This is a genomic window from Sphingobacterium sp. UBA7249, from assembly GCF_002472835.1.
In the GTDB taxonomy this organism is placed as follows: Bacteria; Bacteroidota; Bacteroidia; order Sphingobacteriales; family Sphingobacteriaceae; genus Sphingobacterium; species Sphingobacterium prati.
This window is the reverse complement of sequence record NZ_DKST01000025.1, coordinates 199487-220169: the sequence shown is the minus strand read 5'-3', so window position 1 is coordinate 220169 and position 20683 is coordinate 199487. Positions and strand designations below refer to the sequence as shown.

The 20683-nt window shown below is 40.8% G+C and carries 15 protein-coding genes; 3 read left to right on the top strand and 12 right to left on the bottom strand.

Annotation, left to right across the window (positions count from 1 at the left end):
• Positions 1–10: 10 nt before the first annotated feature.
• From B4A24_RS17520 to tilS, 5 genes are all read right to left on the bottom strand, one after another.
• On the bottom strand, positions 11–340 hold the full coding sequence (locus B4A24_RS17520; RefSeq protein ID WP_077437878.1) for a DUF721 domain-containing protein: 330 nt from the start codon (positions 338–340) through the stop codon (positions 11–13).
• Entirely contained in the window at positions 333–1436 is a 1104-nt protein-coding gene (gene recF, locus B4A24_RS17515) for a DNA replication/repair protein RecF (RefSeq protein ID WP_293946343.1), read from the bottom strand. The genes B4A24_RS17520 and recF overlap by 8 nt, the downstream gene beginning before the upstream one ends.
• Before the next feature lie 33 nt (positions 1437–1469).
• A complete protein-coding gene (locus tag B4A24_RS17510; protein WP_293946342.1) occupies positions 1470–1790 on the bottom strand; it encodes a DUF4834 family protein in 321 nt (106 codons plus the stop codon).
• Between the two features lie 89 nt (positions 1791–1879).
• Positions 1880–2374 carry a hypothetical protein gene (locus B4A24_RS17505; RefSeq protein WP_172393721.1) on the bottom strand — a complete coding sequence of 165 codons (495 nt, stop codon included), beginning with the start codon at positions 2372–2374 and terminating at the stop codon, positions 1880–1882.
• Positions 2375–2408: 34 nt separating this feature from the next.
• On the bottom strand, positions 2409–3782 hold the full coding sequence (gene tilS, locus B4A24_RS17500; protein WP_293946341.1) for a tRNA lysidine(34) synthetase TilS: 1374 nt from the start codon (positions 3780–3782) through the stop codon (positions 2409–2411).
• Positions 3783–3839: 57 nt separating this feature from the next.
• Between tilS and B4A24_RS17495 the strand changes: the two genes are divergently transcribed.
• Entirely contained in the window at positions 3840–6341 is a 2502-nt protein-coding gene (locus tag B4A24_RS17495; RefSeq protein WP_293946340.1) for an OstA-like protein, read from the top strand.
• Between the two features lie 32 nt (positions 6342–6373).
• Here the strand turns inward: B4A24_RS17495 and B4A24_RS17490 are convergent, their stop codons facing one another.
• The 7 genes from B4A24_RS17490 to B4A24_RS17460 form a co-directional block, all read right to left on the bottom strand.
• On the bottom strand, positions 6374–6949 hold the full coding sequence (locus B4A24_RS17490) for a non-canonical purine NTP diphosphatase (protein WP_293946339.1): 576 nt from the start codon (positions 6947–6949) through the stop codon (positions 6374–6376).
• A gap of 86 nt (positions 6950–7035) precedes the next feature.
• Entirely contained in the window at positions 7036–7683 is a 648-nt protein-coding gene (locus tag B4A24_RS17485) for a hypothetical protein (protein ID WP_293946338.1), read from the bottom strand.
• A 123-nt stretch (positions 7684–7806) separates the two neighbouring features.
• Positions 7807–8787 (bottom strand): deoxyhypusine synthase family protein, encoded by a 981-nt coding sequence (locus B4A24_RS17480; protein WP_046674101.1) that lies wholly within the window; start codon positions 8785–8787, stop codon positions 7807–7809.
• Between the two features lie 142 nt (positions 8788–8929).
• Complete coding sequence (locus tag B4A24_RS17475) at positions 8930–11152, bottom strand: outer membrane beta-barrel family protein (RefSeq protein ID WP_293946337.1); 2223 nt, start codon at positions 11150–11152, stop codon at positions 8930–8932.
• Between the two features lie 20 nt (positions 11153–11172).
• On the bottom strand, positions 11173–12648 hold the full coding sequence (locus B4A24_RS17470) for an N-acetylmuramoyl-L-alanine amidase (RefSeq protein ID WP_293946336.1): 1476 nt from the start codon (positions 12646–12648) through the stop codon (positions 11173–11175).
• On the bottom strand, positions 12641–13012 hold the full coding sequence (locus B4A24_RS17465; protein ID WP_293946335.1) for a BlaI/MecI/CopY family transcriptional regulator: 372 nt from the start codon (positions 13010–13012) through the stop codon (positions 12641–12643). Before B4A24_RS17465 ends, B4A24_RS17470 begins: the two co-directional genes overlap by 8 nt.
• A gap of 242 nt (positions 13013–13254) precedes the next feature.
• Entirely contained in the window at positions 13255–14352 is a 1098-nt protein-coding gene (locus B4A24_RS17460) for a mandelate racemase/muconate lactonizing enzyme family protein (RefSeq protein WP_293946334.1), read from the bottom strand.
• 298 nt (positions 14353–14650) lie between these two features.
• Between B4A24_RS17460 and gltB the strand changes: the two genes are divergently transcribed.
• Both gltB and B4A24_RS17450 read left to right on the top strand, forming a co-directional pair.
• On the top strand, positions 14651–19165 hold the full coding sequence (gltB, locus tag B4A24_RS17455) for a glutamate synthase large subunit (protein WP_293946333.1): 4515 nt from the start codon (positions 14651–14653) through the stop codon (positions 19163–19165).
• A 17-nt stretch (positions 19166–19182) separates the two neighbouring features.
• Positions 19183–20643 (top strand): glutamate synthase subunit beta, encoded by a 1461-nt coding sequence (locus B4A24_RS17450; RefSeq protein ID WP_293946332.1) that lies wholly within the window; start codon positions 19183–19185, stop codon positions 20641–20643.
• The last annotated feature ends 40 nt before the right edge of the window (positions 20644–20683 follow it).

The window sequence follows — 20683 nt, the reverse complement described above, 5'->3', positions numbered from 1 at the left end:
GGAAAGCGCTCTACAAGATCACGACTTCTTCAATGATGACGTGTCCTACATATTCATTTACCCTTCCAAGGATTTGCCGACGCATTAATGCCAGTTCATTTTTAATGACTGCAGATTCTACACGTACAAACAATTTTTTGTCACGCACATAAAGCTGCTGCGTTCGGTTGGCAATCGCTTTGCCAATCAATTGGGGCCATACCGAAGCGATCGAGGTCTCATCAAATTTTCGACGTAGTTTATACGCTTCGAGGAGACGTTCTACCCCCTGCTTAATGGTCATATCATCACTTGACCGAATAAATTCCAGGCTCTTTTTCGTTGGTTGCTTCTTATACATTCACTTGTCCTCCTTCGATACCAAATATACGAACAGGGCGATTGATTTCGTCAAAGATTCGCTGAATTCTTTTTGAGTCCGTATCTGTTAGAAAAATCTGTCCAAAATCATCATCAGAGACCATCTGCATTAATTTATGCGTACGACGATCGTCCAGTTTATCAAAGATATCATCCAGTAGAAGTAAGGGTTTAAATCCTTTTTTTTGCTGCAAATAGGAATATTGAGCAAGTTTCAGCGCAATAAGAAAAGATTTCTGCTGCCCCTGAGAACCAAACTTCTTCAGTGGCATTCCACCATGAATGGTAAATATCAGATCATCTTTATGGATTCCCTGACTCGTGCGTTCCAAGATACGGTCGCGCTCGAGGTTCTTCTCCAGAATATTCAAGAATGAATCCGACATTAAGGGAGATTCATACTGTAACTGCACAGACTCCGCATCTTCGGTCAAGAATTGATAATGTCGATCAAATTCGGGTTGAAACTCTTCCATAAATGATCTTCTCTTGGCAAAGATAATATTACCGACTTCCTCGAGTTGAAAGTTAAGAATTTCAATTAGGCCCAAATCCAATACACTGGTTTGGCGAGCCTGTTTTAGGAGACTGTTCCGTTGGCTCAGGAACTTGTTATAAATAATTAGGGTATCTAGATACTTATTATCCGTTTGTGAAATAACATTATCCACAAACTTTCGACGTTCTTCACTACCATCCGTGACGATTATGCTGTCATTAGGTGAAATCATCACCAAAGGGAAAAGTCCAATATGATCGGCCAATCGCGGATAATCCTTTTTGTTCTTTTTAAACTGTTTTTTCTGATTTTTTTTTAGGCTACAGGAAATAACATCATTACTCGATTCTTTATCAAACTCCCCCTGTACCATGAACCAATCATTACCTGATTTGATATGTTGTGAATCGATAGGATTAAAATAGCTCTTACAAAGCGATAAGTAGTGGATCGCATCCAAAAGATTGGTTTTGCCAACACCATTATTCCCTGTAAAAGCATTTACGTCAGGGAGAAATTCCAAAGAAGATTCCGAGTAATTCTTGAAATTTAAAACAGAAAGTTGCTTAAGCCACATAGCACAAAGATACGCTATTTGACTGCCAAAAAGTTATTTTATTTCCTCAAAATCGACAAACTCACCCGCTGTTTGTGTCCCTTTACGGTCTGGGGTTTCCTTCGGTGGAATATAATCGACCTGGATTTTACCTTCTGGTTGCGCTCCTTTATTTTCTTGTTGCCCTTTACCGGTAAATTCGTAATAAAAGGTATTACCTTGTCCCTGGCTGCTATATGTTCCCCCTTGTTCTTGCGCTTTTTTCATCAGCTTTTCAGCTGCTTTGCGCATCGCAAACGGTAAAAGTAATTTGAATAAGAACCTTACTACAAAATAAACAGCAAATGTAATAAGTATAAATTTTAAAAATGCCATAGTTAATTCGTTGCTATTATCTCAAATTTAACCAATAACTCCATAAACTGTTGTCTTTAAATTGTCAGATAAGAAATTATTAACAAATTTTAAGACTTTCCCAATTTAGCTTTTGTCTCCATGATTGTACGGTATAGTTCTTCTTGCCGCTGTGTTCCCAGCACATAAGTCAATCCATCTTTGTCTGTTAGAAATACAGCATTTTTACCCCCGGCAAAAAACTTGATCTTTCCTTTGGTATGTAAGTTATAGACCGGATTATTAAAAAAGAATGTACTATAAGGTGCTTTTTCAACCTTCGAAATGGAAGCTAAATCTATTTTTACAACTCGGGTGGACCAAAGACCGCTGATCAATATATGGTCTTGAAATACTTCAATACGAAATAAGACCATATACATCATTACAATTGATGTAATAATAATCCCCACTCCGACAATGAAAAACAATTGACTGGAAATCAAATGATCCAAATTAAGATAAAATGCTGTAAAGCAGAATAGCACAAGTACCAACCGCACGCTTATCCAAACACGATCACGTCCTAAATATTGATTTTCTGAATAGAATACACCTTCTTTCATTTCTTTTCTAGTATTAAGATAGTAGACTTCCGCCTTAATCACTTTTACAGACTAAAGTAAGGACTTTTTTTGTATTGCTGGTAATCTTATAGCGATTATCCATGCGATAATTGGCTAACCATAGAATATCGCCATTTCCATTCACCACGATAGGAATATTTTCCTTTTCGAACAAACTGATTTTTTTATTGATAAAAAAATCGCTTAGCTTTTTCCGCCCATCCATACCCAATGGGTAGAAGCTATCTCCGATCTTCCATGAGCGAATCGTCAATGGAAAGATGAGCAGATCATAATCGAATTTTGCAATCTCCCTGCTATTGGTAATCGTAAGTTCTGTAGAGACTCCTGCATGGAAACAATATTGTTTCCACTCCACCGTCGATGTTTCAGAGGTAATGATCGCCTCGTCCGATGATATAAATTCCTTTTCCTTGATAAAAAGTTCATTTCTATCCAAAAGCATATGATAGCAATCCGATTGGAAGATACGCCCTGATTCCCGTCCCCAAGCTTGCTGTAAATCACTTAACACCGCTTTAGAAAAATTAAAACCGGAAAACAGCTCGTACAATAAAGGTAAATTATTCAAATGTTCTTCCAAATCCTCTTTGCGCACTACCCAACCATCGCCTGTTGACCGAAAAAGTTTATTCCGGATCGGTTCGACAAATTGTTGTAGCAATTGATAAGATTCCTTAAAGTGCGTAATATTCTGTTCAAAAATCTGTTCAAAATCCGGTTGTAGCTTTTTAAAATGCGGAATAATATCTATTCTTATCTTATTCCGCGCATACTTTGTCGAAAAGTTAGATTGGTCATCCCGATAAGCAATGGCATATTCCTGGACATAATATTCAATTTCACTCGCTTTAAGAAATAAAAGCGGCCGAATGATGCGATCTCTTACAGGCAAGATGCCTTGAAGCCCTTGCAGACCAGTTCCACGTGAAAGATTTAACAGCACGGTTTCGATGTGATCATTTAGGTGTTGAGCGACAGCAATTCGGTCAAACTGAAGTTCCGCACGAAGTTGTTCAAACCAACCATAACGAAGTTCGCGTGCGGCCATCTGAATGGAAATTTGATTTTCCTTCGCATAGGTCTTGGTATCAAACTGGTTGACAAATATTGGAATCCCATTATCAGCAGCAAATTTTCGGACCAAAGCTTCGTCCAGTTCGGAGTCCTCACCACGCAACTGAAAGTTACAATGCGCAATAGCGATCCTAAAGCCGGCTTTCGCAAATAAATGTGCCATCAGCATCGAATCTTTTCCCCCACTCACTGTAAGCAATATTTTATCATGAGGCATCATCAAATGCTCCTTTTCAATATATCCCTTTAATCTTTCCAGCACATTCATATAAACAAAGTTACGGTATATTTGTCTGAATGATAAATTCACATCTTAAAATTTGTGAAATCCAATAAAGTAGCAATTAAAATCCATATTTTTGCCCTTGTGAGACAATACATTTTTACCCTGATTGTATTTATTTTAACTGGCTTGGCGGTCCAAGCGCAGAAACAGGACGAATTAAAGTTACTTTCTTCGTCGCATATTATTACTGGAAAGAACGGTAACGTTGTTTTCTACCGCCCGGTCTATGAGCACATTGGCTCGACTTTATCGTCTGACAGTGGGTATTTACATAATGATAAATTGGGTCGACAATTTTTTGAAGCCTATGGAAATGTAATCATCACCCAGCCTGATGGCACACAGATATTTTCCAATAAGCTGCATTATGAAGCAGCGATGCAATTAGCGACATTAACCGGAGCAGTGCGTATGGTCAGTACCAGCGGGTCAATATTGACCACCGACCATCTTGTTTATAATATGCGCAGTAAAATTGGAAATTACTATAGCGGCGGACGTATCCTCTCGGGGAGCGACACGATCACCAGCCAGCGCGCAACCTATTTTGAAAATACCGGCGAATCTTATTTTAACCAAAAAGTTGTCGTCCGGTCAACCAACGTTAAAGTCTATACAGACTCAATGAAATACAATGGCAACACCCGAATAACGGATTTTTACGGCCCTACAAATATGAAGGGAAATAAGGGCGAAAATCTGTATACGGAAAAAGGCCGATATCATATGGCCACCGGCCAAGCCTATTTTTCAAAGAATAATCTTTATACAGAAGGCACCAAATTCCTAAAAGGAGACAGTCTTTTTTATGACCGACAGGTCGGCATCGGTAAAGCCGTGAAAAATGTTGTCTTCGTGGACACCCTTGATAAATTTTATGCATATGGTGGATATGGACTCTATAATGGAAAAAATGAATCCATCACAATGACAGACAAGCCCTTGGTGGTTTCAGTGGTAAAAAAGGATTCGACCAAAAAAGATTCTGTCTCCTCGTTCTCACCTGTACAGAAAAAGTCTGAAAAGGAACTAAAAAAAGAAGCAAAGGAATTAAAGAAAACTGAAAAAGAAGAACAGAAAGACAGGGAAAAAAATAACAAAGGAGAGGTTGTTACTGATAAGGATCCTAAGAAGACCGTAGCGGAAAATAAAAATGTCATCGGCAAGGATGAGAAATTAAAAGAAAATTCCGAGATGGACTCTGTTTTTATGACTGCCGATACCCTATTCTCACAGATGATCTTCCGGCGAGATTATATCGCACGGGATTTTAAATTAGACCGAGAAGGGGGAGCCATTGAAGAAGACAATGAGGTCGATTATGGTGATACAGATTCTACGTCTACCGATATAGATTCAACCAATAATTTACGACAAGCAGCTGATAGCCTAAAAAAAGGTATAGACAGCCTACATAAGAAGGAAATCAAGCACGCCCCTGGCAAGGAAATCAAAAAATCAGCAGATACCACCATCACTAAGAGGCAGAATATTGCGAAGAAACAACCGGTGATCGTAGGTGATCAAAATCGGATTGAGATTGAAAAAAACCTGAAAGCCGATAGCGTGTTACGCAAAAAAGCAATCATCCCGAAAGGCGGGGAATCCGATCAGATTATGGGCGCCGCATTGAAAAATGCACAGGAAGGAAAAAGTGATTCTTTGCCCCAAGATACGGCAAAAACAAGAATTCTAAAAGCCTACTATAATGCCCGATTATTCAAATCCGATCTGCAGGCGGTTGCCGATTCCATGTATTATGGGATGCAGGATTCGATGTTTAGGTTGATGGGAAAACCGATGATGTGGGCTGAGAATTCGCAGATATCCGGCGATACGATCTTCTTGCAGGTCAAAAATCAAAAACTGGACAATTCCCTCTTAGTCGGAAATGCATTTATGGTCAATGCCACAAGCGATTCATTAAAATTCAATCAGATCAAAGGCCGCAAAATTACCAGTTTCTTTACCAATAACCGGATGGAACGCCTCTTTGTGGATGGTAATGCTGAAAACATCTTCTATAATATTGATGAGAAAACAAATGTAACGACAGAATTGGTACATGACCGAAGCAGCCGTTTCAAAATTCTGATGGAGGACAATAAACTCAAAGAATACGTTTCTATCCGAAAAGTCGATGGCAAGGTCTATCCGATAGCAGAGGTTACCGCAGACAAAGAGTTTCTGCCAAACTTTACATGGCGCCCCGAAGACCGGCCTAAATCGAAAGAGGATTTATTAAATAGAAAACGTGACCTTTCTAAGTCATCTTTCACCGCTCCTACAGAAAAGGAAACGGAGGAAAATGGAAAAATGAAATCCAAACCGAAAGAGGATATACAGGGCCAGGAGAAGAAAGGGGATAACACGAAAGCCGGAGCTAAAGCTGTTTCGAATAAAACAAGCAGTACGCCTAAAGCAACAGCCCCCGAAGCAACAACGGCTAAGCCGCAAGTAAAAAAAGACATTGTGCCAACAACCGATAAAACAGCTGTAAAACGGGATTCAACGAATTTAAAACCGTCGGCAGTAGCAGCACCAGATAGTACCCAAACGTCCAAAAAGAAAGAGGCAAAATAGTCCAGTCTATCAACTACAACCGCATCTAAGCATTATTTTGTTTTTAGATAAGCCGCAAGTTTGCCGACAGCAATCGCACGATGACTGATCGCGTTTTTTTCTTGGGCGCTCATCTCAGCAAAAGTTGTGTTGTAGCCATCAGGGATAAAAATCGGGTCATAACCAAATCCATCCACTCCCCTACGTTCTTTAATGATTTGGCCTTCGATACTTCCCTCAAAAAAATGCTGTTGTTCATTCAGGTATAAAGAAATAACCGTTTTGAATCTAGCCGTACGGTTTGGATGATCGCCTAATTTTTCCAGCACAAGATCAATATTCTTTTCCATATCCCTAGAGCCCGAATAACGTGCCGAGTACACGCCCGGTTCACCATTTAAAGCATCTATCTCCAATCCTGAATCATCACCAAAACAATAAAGGCCATATTTGTTGACCAAATAGTCTGTTTTTTGCTGGGCGTTTTCTTCAAATGTAACACCTGTTTCAGGAATATCATCTTGGCAATCAATATCGTTCAAACTTTTGATAATAAAAGCGTCCCCTACGATTGCTTGGACTTCGTTCAATTTATGGGCATTATTCGTTGCAAATACAAGTTCTAGCATCGTCTTCAAATTTATTTGGCCAAAAGTAAAAAATCTTATTTAGAAAGATGGCAAGCATTCTGATTGGCGCTATAGCTTTTTTGAAATTAAGAAGCTATAAATGTTTTAAATTCGTTCCAAAAGAGCTTCTTTTTATTGGTATCCGCAAACATATCTTCAAAGCTGAAGGTATTGAATACCGTTGCAATACGCCCTTTCATATACGAATTATGTTCGATTGAAGGAAGCTTTAACGAGGCAGGCTCCACACCCAATAAGATAATCTTTGTAGGTTGAAAAAAAGCCATAATCCGCTTAAAATCGTTTGGATTATGCGCATTGGCTAAATTAACCACCGCCACAGTTTCCTTCGTTAACTTTAAAGCACCAATCGTTTTTTCAAATGCTTCACCTGCTGCTGGAGAAAAATAAGGATATTGTTCATAGCGCAAGATAAAAAGTACTCCTTGGTCTTTATTACCCTGATAAATAAATTCTCCACCTAATACTTCAAGTTCATTGATAAGACCATTATTCCTTTCTTCACTGCCAATGGGGCTCAATCCATTGCTTTTGTTTGTAACAGCGGGTTTAGCAGAAAGATCATCTGAAGGAATTCCAACAGCAATATATTCCGTATCCTTCGCTTTGGATACAACCTCCAGCTCGTCCTGAAAATCAGATCCATTGGTAAAAATCGTTTCATCCATCAAGGCTTGAAGGGCTACGGGGTTGTCTGTTGTTAAATTGCTCATCGTTCAAAAAGGAATAGTAGGAAATAAAGATAAACAAGAAAAGAGTAAAAGAAAAGGAGCGAGGAATAAAGAACTTGCCTGAGCCAAATTCTTTGTTCCTCACTCCTCTCTATATCGAAAAGATTAATGTCCTAAGATATAAGAGAAAATCAAAGGCGCTACGATTGTCGCGTCAGATTCTACGATAAATTTAGGCGTGTCAATATCCAATTTACCCCAAGTGATTTTTTCATTTGGAACCGCTCCAGAGTAAGAACCATAAGAAGTCGTTGAATCAGAAATTTGACAGAAATAAGCCCAGAAAGGTACTTCTTCCCATTCTAAATCCTGATACATCATCGGAACGACACAGATTGGGAAATCACCAGAAATACCACCAGCAATCTGGAAGAAACCAACACCTTTACCAGCCGAATTATTACGATACCATTCCGTCAAATAAATCATGTACTCAATACCCGATTTAACGGTACTCGCTTTCAATTTACCCTTGATCACATTTGACGCGAAGATATTACCTGTAGTCGAATCTTCCCATCCCGGGCATACAATAGGCAAATTTTTCTCAGCAGCAGCAACAATCCATGAATCTTTTGGATCAATTTCATAGTATTGCTCCAATACACCAGAATTAACGACCTGATATAGGAATTCATGTGGCAAGTAACGCTCACCTTTCGCTTCAGCGGCATGCCATACATCTTCAAGATGTTTCTGCAAACGACGGAATGCTTCTTCTTCTGGAATACAAGTATCTGTTACACGGTTGTAGTGGTTATCCAATAATTCTCTTTCTTGTTCCGCTGTCAAATCTCTATAATTCGGGATTCTTTTGTAATGTGAGTGAGCAACGAGGTTCATCACATCTTCTTCCAAATTAGCCCCAGTACAAGAAATAAAGTGTACTTTATCTTGACGGATCATTTCTGCCAAAGAAACACCTAATTCGGCAGTTGACATTGCACCTCCAAGGGAGATCAACATTTTTCCACCATCCAAAAGATGTTCCTCGTAACCTTTTGCAGCATCTACTAATGCCGCTGCGTTAAAGTGACGGTAATTATGCTCAATAAATTGAGAAATAGGTCCTTTTTGAGTACTCATGATATTTTCTAACTTTTATAAAATAATAAGTATCGCAAAGGTACTGAATATTATCTATTTTAGGCTTCCTCTCCCACCAAAACAGCCATTGACTGCTTATTTTTTAACAAATGTAAAAAGAATTCCAGAACCATAAATAGAATTACATTCTTGAAACTTCCGTTTCGAGCGAAGTTTTTTTAGCTTTTTGTTTCTGATAGAGCCCAAATGTATAATTGAAATTTAAACCAATAATTTGTGAATCATTTATTGTTTTAGAATGGATACTGAATCGCTCTCCGACAATTTCACGTTTCATAACATTTGTATGAAACAGATCCCGCGCTGTTAAAGCCAAACTCATGTTATTGGAGAATTGCTTGTTGATCGCCAAATGCATTTGATACAAGGGTTTAATTATAGTTTGTGTATAAAGAACATTTGTCCGATACGAGTTGGTCCAATTTATTGTCAATTTATACGGCAGGTTTACCTGTATCATCAAATTACTCTGAAAAGACCAAAGATTTCGATCAATCGAAAGGTCATTTAGCCCTTCAGGCGTATTTTTGTAATGGATATATTGGGTCTGACCAAAGCCATATAGTGTTAAGTTCTTAAAAATTTCCTGGCCCACATTCAAGGAAATGGCAGCACTCCGAACAGCATCAATATTTTGATAAGTCTGGGCATAATTCTTTTGATGAAGTTGGTGGATCATTGCTATATAATTTCGGTGATTAAAGAAGCTTATGCCAATATTCCAACGCTGACCATGCACATATTTTAGTTCCATATTATCGGACAGTTGTGGTACCAAATGTGCATTGCCCCGGTAACTCGTATTGGCATCAAAAAAGAATATTGCAGGATTCAGATCCTGATAGTTGGGACGTACGATCCTGCGTCCATAGGCAATTTGTATTGCCTTATTGGATTCTTTGTTGATTCTGTAAATGCCAAATAAAGTCGGAAAGAGATATAAAGTTTGTTTCCGCTTGCCCAGTTCTACATACACATCATTAATTTCGGTATGAAACTGCGAATATTCAGTTCTTAATCCCAGTTTAAATTCCCACTGTTTTAATTCTATTTGGAAATCTGTATATATTGCTTCCAGATACTCGACTTGTCTAAATGCATTTTCAAGTACGTCTGCGTTTTGCAGGTCTTGACCAGCTTCCCCTTTTTTATAATATCCATGCGAGCTACGTGCCGATCGGTTTACCTGAAACCCCGATTCCAGTGTATACCGTTTTTCAAATTTCCGTTGGAAATCGCCCTTTATTCCAAAGAGGTCAACATAAAATGGGTTGTCGGAAAACAGCAGCTGCTCTTCTTTATGCAGGTCAGCACCTTTCTGCACGATCGCAGTCCTTAACTCCTGTCGTCTATTACTTGTATATTGTAAATAATCAATGTCCCATTGAACGGCTGTTTTTTTGTTTTCACTTGCGAAATCATAATGCAGATTAGCACTTTTTTTATGGACAGGATTACGCAAGTCGCTCAGCGAAGAGCTCGATTGGAGCAAATCAGCTGTGTTAACAAAACTGGCTTGATAATACCCTCGTTCTTTATAGTTATTTTGAAGAAAATTCCAGTTCAATTCGATCGAGGAATTCTTATTTATTCTATAATCTACACCTATTCGTGCATTCAAGTCTAGCGCATGATTATTTTCCTGGTTGTGCTGAGTAATTATATTTATCCTATTTCCATCCTCTACCAATTGACGTTCGCGAGTGACATCAAAATAATTGGAAGACCGCGCAATTGAAAAACCGGAGTTGATGGTCCATTTCTTTACGCCATACTGGATCAGTACTCCATTGTTGTATTTCCACAGCCGGCCTTTAGATCCACCCAAAAACACCGTTCCTTTCACTCCTTGCAAAACATTCCTTTTTGTCCTGATATCAATTACTCCAGCATATCCTTCAGCACTCCATTTTGCGGGTGGTATCGACATCAAATCGATATTGGCTACTGATGTCGCCGGTATAGATTTCAAGTAGCTTATCAATGCCGTCCCAGTGAGGTGAGTTTGCTTACCGTCTATGGTAATGAGCACTCCCATTTTGCCAAGCAAAGCCAAGTTCCCTAATTCATCGATCTGTAAACTCGGGATGTTATTCAATACATCAAATGTATTCCCATTCAATAAAACAGGATTGCTTCTCGGGTTAATCCGTACACGATCCAAAAGTTGCTGTTCAAGTGGTGTGTTTCTCTTTACTTCAACCGTATCTATTTCTTGAGGCTCCAGACCAAGTGGTTTCAATATGACACTATCCCGCGATTGCGCTGTATTTTTCGGCCCTACCTGCGCCATTAAAAGACATGGCAAGCCCAGGGATAGCCATAATAGTATCCTAAATCTCATGCTATTTTATCCGTTAAAACTTAATGATCGAAGCTCTGATCTATCGCATTGGCTAATTTTTGAACAAAATCAAGTTTCACATTTTTATCAATGGCATTGATATTGTCCAGATCAAGTAAGAGTGCAGGTATTTTTGCATTACGTAGAACAGCGTGTTTCGTACTAATCTGAGGCCTGATTACCTGCAATCCATTTTGTTGAAGTTTCTGATCTAGGCTAGATGCAAACCTATGATTATGCTGTTCAAGCACATTATTAGTAACCCCTGATTGGTACAAAATCCGAATCGGGAGCATCTCTTTTGTTTCTATGCGATCAAAATGAATGGAAAGAAATAAATCCCCTTCCAAATTGGATCGTTCCTTCAACGTTTTAAACTCGTCACCTGCACGCGACAGCACCACTTTATATCCTTTACGCTCTAATTCCTGCTTCAAAAGCAAACAAGTCTCCCAAGTCAACGACTTTTCCGTCAATCCAGAAAAGGCTTTGGCTCCGGCATCTTTCCCCCCATGTCCCGGGTCTAAGACAATTGTCTCCATACCGCCTTCTTTTACAGCATTAAAAACGGAATACCACGAACGCCTTGGTGGATTGATAAACGAATAAAATAATAGCGAAAGACATAAGACAGGAATAGTCAATGTATATTTCCATTTTGATCGGGCAGACGATGGTCTGGCCATCATGACCTGAATACGTTCTACCAGCTCATGCTGGTTATTAAACAAACTGCTCTGCAATCCGCTGGGCTTTTCTTCCTGTGAAAAAGCGAGCAAAAAGCGAGCATACCTACCTTTACCATACTTCTTTGCCAACACACGATCGACTTGGTATTCGTGCGTTAAATACAATTGCATACGCAGCCAATAAATTAATGGGTTCAACCAGAAAAGACAACGAAAGACTTCGATAAGCCATTTATCCTGACAATGCCTGAATAAGATATGTTGACTCTCATGTTCAAAAATCAGCTGCCCTTCACTTGTATTGAGTAGGGCCTCGTCCATGACAATAACATCCCGTATAGAACAATTTGCATAGTGATCAAATGGCGCAACAACCACAAATCCATTGTGTTCATATCGATCTAACCGCCTAATTTTTCTACTTAATGTCATGTAACGAACAGTAAAACGAAATAACAATAGAAGCGCCACAAACAGATAAAAGTATGCAACATAATATCCAGTCGAAAACGAGTTCCACAGCGAATCGCTCATTTCCTCTTCCATCATTAAATGACGGTCTACTTTTACAGAATTTAATATCTGTTCGGTTTGCGCCATCACTGGCGAAGTTGTTATTGACGAAAAGAATATTTCCCCTATACGGACTTTACCAAATGGCAATAGGAAGCTCAACAAACAAATTCCGATCAAATAATAACGATTCCATTGGAAAAAAGAAAGGCGTTTGATCACCAGAAAATAAAGAGCCGCGCCCAACATGAGGCTGCAGTTGACTTCAAATAAATAGTAAAGTAAATTATTCATGATCTTCGTTCTTTTTGATGAGCTGCTCTATCTTCTGGATGTCCTCAGCCGAAAGTTTCTTTTCCTTTACCATAAAAGACAGGAGATTTTCGACTGAGTCGTCGAAATAGTTATCCATTACTCTTGAAAATGAAAATTTTCTGTATTGCATTTTCGAAATCAAGGGATAATATTGATACGTTTTTCCAAAAGCCTTATAGCCTACATAACCCTTCTTTTCCAGTATCCTTACAATCGAGGAGATTGTATTATAGGGTATTGAATTGGTCGGATCCAGATACGTGATAATGTCTTTGACAAAGACCTCTTTCAGTTGCCAGACAGCCTGCATAACCTCTTCTTCTTTTTTCGTTAGTTCTTCCATAACATGAAGGTATAACTTATCTTTCAGTTATACAACTTATTTTTCAGTTTTAAAACTGTGTAATAAGTTGTATAACTCCTTTTCTATAAAACCATAGGGAAAAAAAGGGCACTTATTTACTTTTTCAGCAGTTTCGAGAAGAAGAAATAGGCAGCTACCAAAAAAATCACAATAACAATAAGGACGGCAATCTCCTGACCACCGATGCCCCAGTTCATACTATTCATACGCTTGCACTAAGGTTAAATAACCCACTTTTCACAGTCATTTAAAAATGCCTGGTCGATATCTGCACCGATACCTGGTTCGTCCGAAATATTAATTTTATATCCGTCATATTGAATTCCACCAACAACAGGATCTTGCAAGTGGCCAACCATACAGGTATCTAGATCAAAAAATTTGACATTTGAGGCTGCATAAGCAAAATGGACTTTAGCGGCCAGCGCCAAGCGAGATTCCAGCATTCCACCAATCATACAGTTAATGCCGTACTCAGCTGCGACCTTATTGATTTTCAAGGCTTCCTGAATACCGCCCGATTTCGAAAACTTAATATTGATATAATCACAGGCATCCGCTTTGCAAAGCCTTTCAGCATCATGATGAGAATAAACTGACTCATCCGCCATAATGGGTACGATCGTCTCTGTACGCAATTGGGGCAACAATTCATCATCCCATGTCCGCATAGGCTGTTCACAAAATTGGATTTTAAAAGGCTCTAGCCCCTGCAAAGCAACTACAGCCTCTTCATACGACCACCCTTGATTCGCATCGATTCGGATAGGCATCTCAAACCCCACAGTTTTACGAATCTCTCGAATACGTGCCACATCGGTTTTTGGATCCTTTCCCAGTTTGACCTTCAACATAACTGCCCCCTCATCCTGCAAACGTTTTGCCTTCAACGCCATCTCTTCCGGAGAGGCGATCCCTAGTGTTATATCCGTGGTTATCTCCCTTTTGGTTCCTTTTAAAAATTGATAAAGAGGTAAACCAGCATGTTTCGCGGCCAAATCATGCAGAGCCATATCAAAGGCAGATTTGATCGTCTTATTACCAGCGATATATAGATCCAGTTCTGCTAGACGTTCTTCCATTTCCAAAGGATCTTTTTCCTTCCAGATCTTGGCAAAATCACGTGCTAATACCAAACACGTATCCTGTGTTTCCCCAACGATCATGGGGAATGCAGAGCATTCACCTACGCCATAGATCGCAGTATCGGTATGGATGCGGATAAACGTATTTTGGGCATAATCCATGGTTCCAGTTGCTATAACAAAAGGCTCCATCGGTATACTTAGTCTGTAGATTTCTATTTCAGTAATTTTCATCTTGTTTTCAGTTAAGTCTTTGATGTAGCACAACGATGTGCAATACTTTGCCTAATTTATATATATTATTGTAATCCCACGATCGTTTTTCTATATCTAGCAAAATTTTATCGCCAAATGATGCATTTTTAGCGTATAGAAAAGCATGATAATACCCCTAAACAATAAATACGATATCCGTAATAAAACAGATAAAAAGAAATGATAAAATCAAAACAAATACATTTTTATTAAAATATTTATAATTTTTATCATTTTTATTCCTATATTAGCAAAGTATAATATTTGAAAAGGAAAGATGATTCAACAAAGACCGAAAACGGAGGGCCTTTACGACCCTAATTTTGAGCATGACGCCTGTGGAGTAGGCTTTGTCGCCCATATCAAAGGGAATAAATCACACGCACAAGTAAAGGACGCTTTGACCATGTTGGAGAACATGGAGCATCGTGGCGCCTGCGGCTGTGACCCCGAAAGCGGAGACGGAGCCGGTATCATGATTCAGCTACCACATGAATTTTTATGGGAAGAATGTATCAATTTAGGAATACAGTTGGAGGAACCTGGTTATTATGGAACAGGAATGGTTTTTCTTCCTAAAGAGGAAGCCATGAACAAAATATGCCGAGATTTGATTGAGGAAGCGGCAGCCGAAAGGGGTATGAAATTCCTTGGCTACCGTCCAGTACCAGTCAATCGTGAAGGTATTGGACCAACAGCGCTCAGTGCCGAACCTGAAATTGTCCAATTTTTTGTTAGCAGACCGGACGGAGTTTCAAACACGGAAGAATTTGAACGCAAGCTTTTTGTTCTACGTCGCCTGATCATTCAAAAAGTTAAACAACAACAAGAATACCCTCTCCCACTTTACTTTGCATCGCTTTCTTGCAAAACAATCATTTACAAAGGTCAATTAACAACTTACCAAGTCGGCACATATTATCTGGATCTTCGCGATCCTCGTGTTGTATCTGCGTTTGGATTAGTTCACTCGCGTTTTTCAACCAATACTTTTCCGTCGTGGTCACTTGCACAACCTTTCCGCATGTTGGCGCACAACGGTGAGATCAACACCCTAACGGGTAACCTCAATTGGTTTTATGCCGGAATGCGTGCACTTTCGTCGCCTTATTTCACCGAAGAGGAAATGGAAATTCTGCTTCCTGTCGTTGATCGCGGCCAATCGGATTCAGCTTGTCTTGACAATGTTGCCGAACTGCTTTTACACAGTGGCCGTAGTCTGACCCACGTCATGTTGATGTTGGTACCAGAAGCTTGGGATGGCAACACCCAAATGGATCCACTGAAACGTGCATTCTACGAATATCATGCAACCTTAATGGAACCTTGGGATGGTCCGGCAGCACTTTGTTTTACCGATGGTAAACATATCGGTGCCACACTGGATCGCAATGGTCTGCGGCCATTGCGCTATGCTGTGACTTCGGATGATCGTGTTGTTGTCGCTTCTGAAGCCGGAGCACTTCCAATCGAAGAATCCACCATTATTAAAAAAGGCCGCCAACAAGCAGGCAAGATATTCCTCGTCGATATGGAGCAAGGCCGTATCTTGACGGACAACGAGGTAAAAGATCAATTGATCAACCAACAGCCTTATAGTGATTGGTTGGACAACTATAAAATCAAGTTAGAAGAACTGGAAGAACCTCGGGTCACCTATACCTATCTTTCCAAAGAATCTGTTTTCAAATACCAAAAGACATTCGGCTTTTCACGGGAAGATCTCGAAACAATCCTAACACCAATGGCATTGACCGGATACGAACCAACTGGTTCTATGGGTTCGGATGTTCCGCTCGCTATTCTTTCCGATCAGCCACAACATATCTCAAGTTACTTTAAGCAATTTTTCGCGCAGGTAACCAACCCACCAATCGATCCAATTCGTGAGCGTTTGGTCATGAGTTTAGCAACCTTTATTGGTAATGCCGGAAATATCCTGATCGAGGACAAAAAATTCTGTCACTGCGTAACCTTGCCACATCCGATCTTAACATCCAAAGAGCTTGAAAAATTACGTTCTATTGATACCGGATTGTTTCAGGCAAAAACCATTCAGTCCTATTTCCGTTCGGACGGAAAGCCGGGTTCGCTGGAAGCAGGTTTAGAGCGTCTATGCAGATATGCCGATGATGCTGTACGTGATGGGTTTCAGGTATTGATACTTTCGGATCGTGCCATAGATTCCAAACATGCGGCTATTCCTTCTTTGCTTGCCGTATCAGCAGTGCACCACCACTTGATCAAAACCGGTAACCGTGGTGCTGTAGGACTAGTCGTCGAAGCCGGCGATGCTTGGGAGGTACACCACTTTGCATGTCTATTAGCTTTTGGTGCTACAGCGATAAATCCTTACATGGCGCTGGCAACTATCCGTACCATGAAGGAACAAAACACCTTGGATACTGAACTTACTTGGCCTGAACTTTCCAAAAACTACGTGAAAGCCGTCAACAATGGTTTGTTGAAAATTTTCTCCAAAATGGGGATTTCAACTTTGCAATCCTATCACGGAGCACAGATTTTTGAGGTACTTGGTATCGACAAGTCTGTTGTTGATAAATTCTTCTGTGGCGCAGTATCCCGTATCGGTGGTATGACGCTGGATGATCTGGCTAAAGAGGCCTTATCTAAACACTGGCGTGGATTTGAAAAAAGTCGTACACCACAGAACCTATTGCCGGAAGGTGGTATCTATCAATGGAAACGCCGTGGCGAAGGTCACTTGTGGAATCCTGATACCATTCACTTATTGCAACAAGCATGCCGGACCGGAGATTATGCCACGTATAAAAAGTATGCGACCAAGATCAACGCACAGAAAGAACATATGTTTACCCTTCGTGGACTATTGGATTTTGCCAAACACCGCAATTCTATTCCATTGGAGCAAGTTGAGCCTGCAAGTGAGATTTTAAAACGCTTCGCTACCGGGGCGATGTCCTTTGGTTCGATCTCTCACGAAGCGCATAGTACACTTGCTATTGCAATGAACCGCATTGGTGCAAAATCAAACACCGGTGAAGGTGGAGAAGACGAATTGCGTTACCAGCCGCTTCCAAATGGAGACTCCATGCGTTCAGCGATCAAGCAAGTCGCTTCTGCACGTTTTGGTGTGACATCCAATTACCTGACGCAGGCCGATGAGTTACAGATCAAAATGGCTCAGGGTGCCAAACCGGGCGAAGGTGGTCAATTACCGGGGCCTAAAGTGGATGCCTGGATCGCAAAAACCAGACACTCTACTCCTGGTGTCGGTCTGATTTCTCCGCCACCGCATCACGATATTTACTCCATTGAAGATTTGGCGCAGTTGATCTTCGATTTAAAGAATGCGAACCGCCAAGCGCGGATCAATGTAAAATTAGTATCTAAAGCAGGTGTAGGAACGATTGCCGCAGGTGTAGCCAAAGCACATGCTGACGTTATCCTCATCGCAGGTTTTGATGGCGGAACAGGTGCTTCACCGATCAGTTCGATCAAACATGCTGGCTTACCTTGGGAACTCGGTCTTGCCGAGGCACACCAGACTCTTGTGAAAAACAAGCTACGGAGCCGTGTGGTCTTACAGGCCGATGGTCAGGTAAAAACAGGCAGAGACATTGTCATTGCTACATTATTAGGCGCCGAAGAATGGGGTGTTTCCACAGCTGCCTTGGTCGCTGGAGGTTGTATCATGATGCGCAAGTGTCACTTAAATACATGTCCGGTTGGTGTAGCAACACAGGATCCAGAGTTGCGTAAACTCTTTTCGGGAAAACCGGAAGATATTGTCAATCTATTCACCTTCCTTGCCGAAGAAGTGCGCGAGACCATGGCATACCTTGGATTCCGCACCATCAACGAGATGGTTGGCCGAGCGCAGTTCCTCAAAAAACGGGAGAACATCGACCATTGGAAAGCGAAGAAAATCGACTTTACCGATATCCTTTATGTTGAACGCAATGAACCAGGACAATCATTATACAATACCGAGGAACAGGATCATGGTATGGGCATGATTTTGGACTGGGGACTATTGAAACAGTCCAAATTAGCTTTAGAAAGCAAGACTCCGGTTTTTGGAACTTTCAAAGTAAAAAATACAGACCGTACCATTGGGACCATGCTCTCCAATGAGATTTCTAAGCTTTATGGATCTGAGGGCTTACCGGACAATACCATCAATTTCAAATTTGAGGGATCCGCAGGTCAGAGCTTTGGCGCCTTTTCGACAAAAGGACTCTCTTTTGAATTGCAGGGCGAAGCCAATGATTATGTTGGTAAAGGCTTGTCAGGTGCGCAGTTGGCCATTTACCCGGTAACGGAAAGCGGTCTGGTACCTGAAGACAATATCATCATCGGCAACGTAGCGCTGTTCGGAGCTACATCTGGGCACCTATTTGTTAATGGGCAAGCAGGAGAGCGTTTCGCTGTCCGTAACTCTGGAGCTACTGCTGTAGTCGAGGGAGTAGGCGACCACGGTTGTGAATATATGACCGGTGGCCGTGCGCTGATCCTTGGCGCAACAGGTCGTAATTTTGCTGCTGGGATGAGCGGTGGTATCGCCTGGATTTACGACATCAACGATGACTTCCGCGAAAACTGCAACCAAGAGATGGTGGATCTGGATCCATTGGAAAGTGAAGATGAAACAGCAATTATTGCCTTATTGAAACGTCACGTCTTACTGACCAATAGCCGTAGAGCAGATTTCATCTTACAAAACTGGGCTCGGGAGAAAAATAAATTTATTAAAGTATTCCCTAGAGAATACAAAAATGTCATTCGTCAAAAATTAGTTGAAGCATAAAATAGGAAGCACAGATCATGGGAAAAATTACAGGTTTTAAAGAATTTGAGCGCGTGCTTCCAACAAAAGAAGCTGTTGAAGGCCGTGTACAGCACTTCAAGGAATTTAACAAAGGATATTCTGAGAATGAGCTGAACAAACAGGCCGCACGCTGTATGGATTGCGGTATTCCATTTTGTCATTCAGGCTGCCCGCTGGGCAATGTCATTCCTGAATTCAATGATGCCGTATACGACGGAAAATGGGAAGAGGCTTATCAGATCCTGACCTCGACCAACAACTTTCCTGAATTTACAGGAAGGATATGTCCTGCACCTTGCGAATCTGCTTGTGTACTGGGTATCCATAGCACGCCGATCACAATCGAAGAAATCGAGAAGCATATCATTGAGATTGCATTCAAAAAGGGCTATGTTAAAGCCCATAAGAGTTATTTAAAAACAGGTAAGCGTATTGCCATCGTCGGTTCTGGTCCTGCCGGACTTGCTGCCGCAGCGCAATTGAATAAAGCTGGTCATGATGTCACTGTTTTTGAACGCGACGATCAGGTTGGCGGCCTGCTCCGTTATGGTATTCCAGATTTCAAATTGGAAAAGTCTGTTATCGACCGCCGTATCAATTTAATGAAAGAATCAGGAATTGAGTTCCGGGTTGATACCGAGGTAGGAAAAGACATTAGTTTTTACGAGTTAAAAGCCTATGATGCTGTTGTACTGGCTACCGGATCTACCGTGCCATGGCATATGCAATTACCAGGACACGAAGCCAAAGGGATACACTTTGCCATGGACTTTTTGAAACAGCAGAATAAAGAAGTAAACGGCATCAGTATTGATGAGGAGCGCATTTTGGCTACAGATAAACATGTGGTCGTTATTGGCGACGGTGATACAGGTTCAGATTGCATCGGTACTTCCAACCGTCACCGGGCTAAGAGTATAACTCAGATTGCACGTAAACCTACACCAGCGAAAGAACGTTTAAAAAACAATCCCTGGCCGATGGACAAAATGACATTCGGGACCTCCTCTTCGCAGGAAGAGGGTTGTGAACGTCTTTGGGCAACGGAAACCCAAGAATTTGTTCACGACGAAAATGGCCATATCAAAGCGGTAAAAATTAAAGAAGTTCAATACGAGGTCGATGAATTTGGTCGCCGTACAAGACTGGGCGAATCCGAAATCCGGGAAATTCCTGCCGATCTTGTTTTATTGGCTATCGGGTACAAACATACCGAGCAAAGATTATTGGAGCAGCTAGGTGTGCGCGTGGATGAAAAAGGAAATATCTTGGCAAACGACAAAGATTACCAAACTTCAGTGGAAAATATCTTTTCAGCTGGCGACTGCCGTAAGGGGCAATCATTGGTCGTGTGGGCGATTTCAGAAGGTCGTGAGTGCGCACGAAAAGTAGACGAATACCTTATGGGATATTCCGAACTTGAAAGCAAGGATTTCTTGGCTACACACCAGGCATAATTATAAATAATAATCCTCCTATAACAAAAGCACNNGTGCT

Bases quoted from the DNA above. Each gene is read 5' to 3' on its own strand.
- B4A24_RS17510 (WP_293946342.1), bottom strand. From the start codon at position 1,790: ATGGCATTTTTAAAATTTATACTTATTACATTTGCTGTTTATTTTGTA.
- B4A24_RS17450 (WP_293946332.1), top strand. From the start codon at position 19,183: ATGGGAAAAATTACAGGTTTTAAAGAATTTGAGCGCGTGCTTCCAACA.
- B4A24_RS17470 (WP_293946336.1), bottom strand. From the start codon at position 12,648: ATGAATAATTTACTTTACTATTTATTTGAAGTCAACTGCAGCCTCATG.
- B4A24_RS17475 (WP_293946337.1), bottom strand. From the start codon at position 11,152: ATGAGATTTAGGATACTATTATGGCTATCCCTGGGCTTGCCATGTCTT.
- gltB (WP_293946333.1), top strand. From the start codon at position 14,651: ATGATTCAACAAAGACCGAAAACGGAGGGCCTTTACGACCCTAATTTT.
- B4A24_RS17520 (WP_077437878.1), bottom strand. From the start codon at position 340: ATGTATAAGAAGCAACCAACGAAAAAGAGCCTGGAATTTATTCGGTCA.
- B4A24_RS17505 (WP_172393721.1), bottom strand. From the start codon at position 2,374: ATGAAAGAAGGTGTATTCTATTCAGAAAATCAATATTTAGGACGTGAT.
- B4A24_RS17490 (WP_293946339.1), bottom strand. From the start codon at position 6,949: ATGCTAGAACTTGTATTTGCAACGAATAATGCCCATAAATTGAACGAA.
- B4A24_RS17465 (WP_293946335.1), bottom strand. From the start codon at position 13,012: ATGGAAGAACTAACGAAAAAAGAAGAAGAGGTTATGCAGGCTGTCTGG.
- B4A24_RS17460 (WP_293946334.1), bottom strand. From the start codon at position 14,352: ATGAAAATTACTGAAATAGAAATCTACAGACTAAGTATACCGATGGAG.
- B4A24_RS17485 (WP_293946338.1), bottom strand. From the start codon at position 7,683: ATGAGCAATTTAACAACAGACAACCCCGTAGCCCTTCAAGCCTTGATG.
- recF (WP_293946343.1), bottom strand. From the start codon at position 1,436: ATGTGGCTTAAGCAACTTTCTGTTTTAAATTTCAAGAATTACTCGGAA.
- B4A24_RS17480 (WP_046674101.1), bottom strand. From the start codon at position 8,787: ATGAGTACTCAAAAAGGACCTATTTCTCAATTTATTGAGCATAATTAC.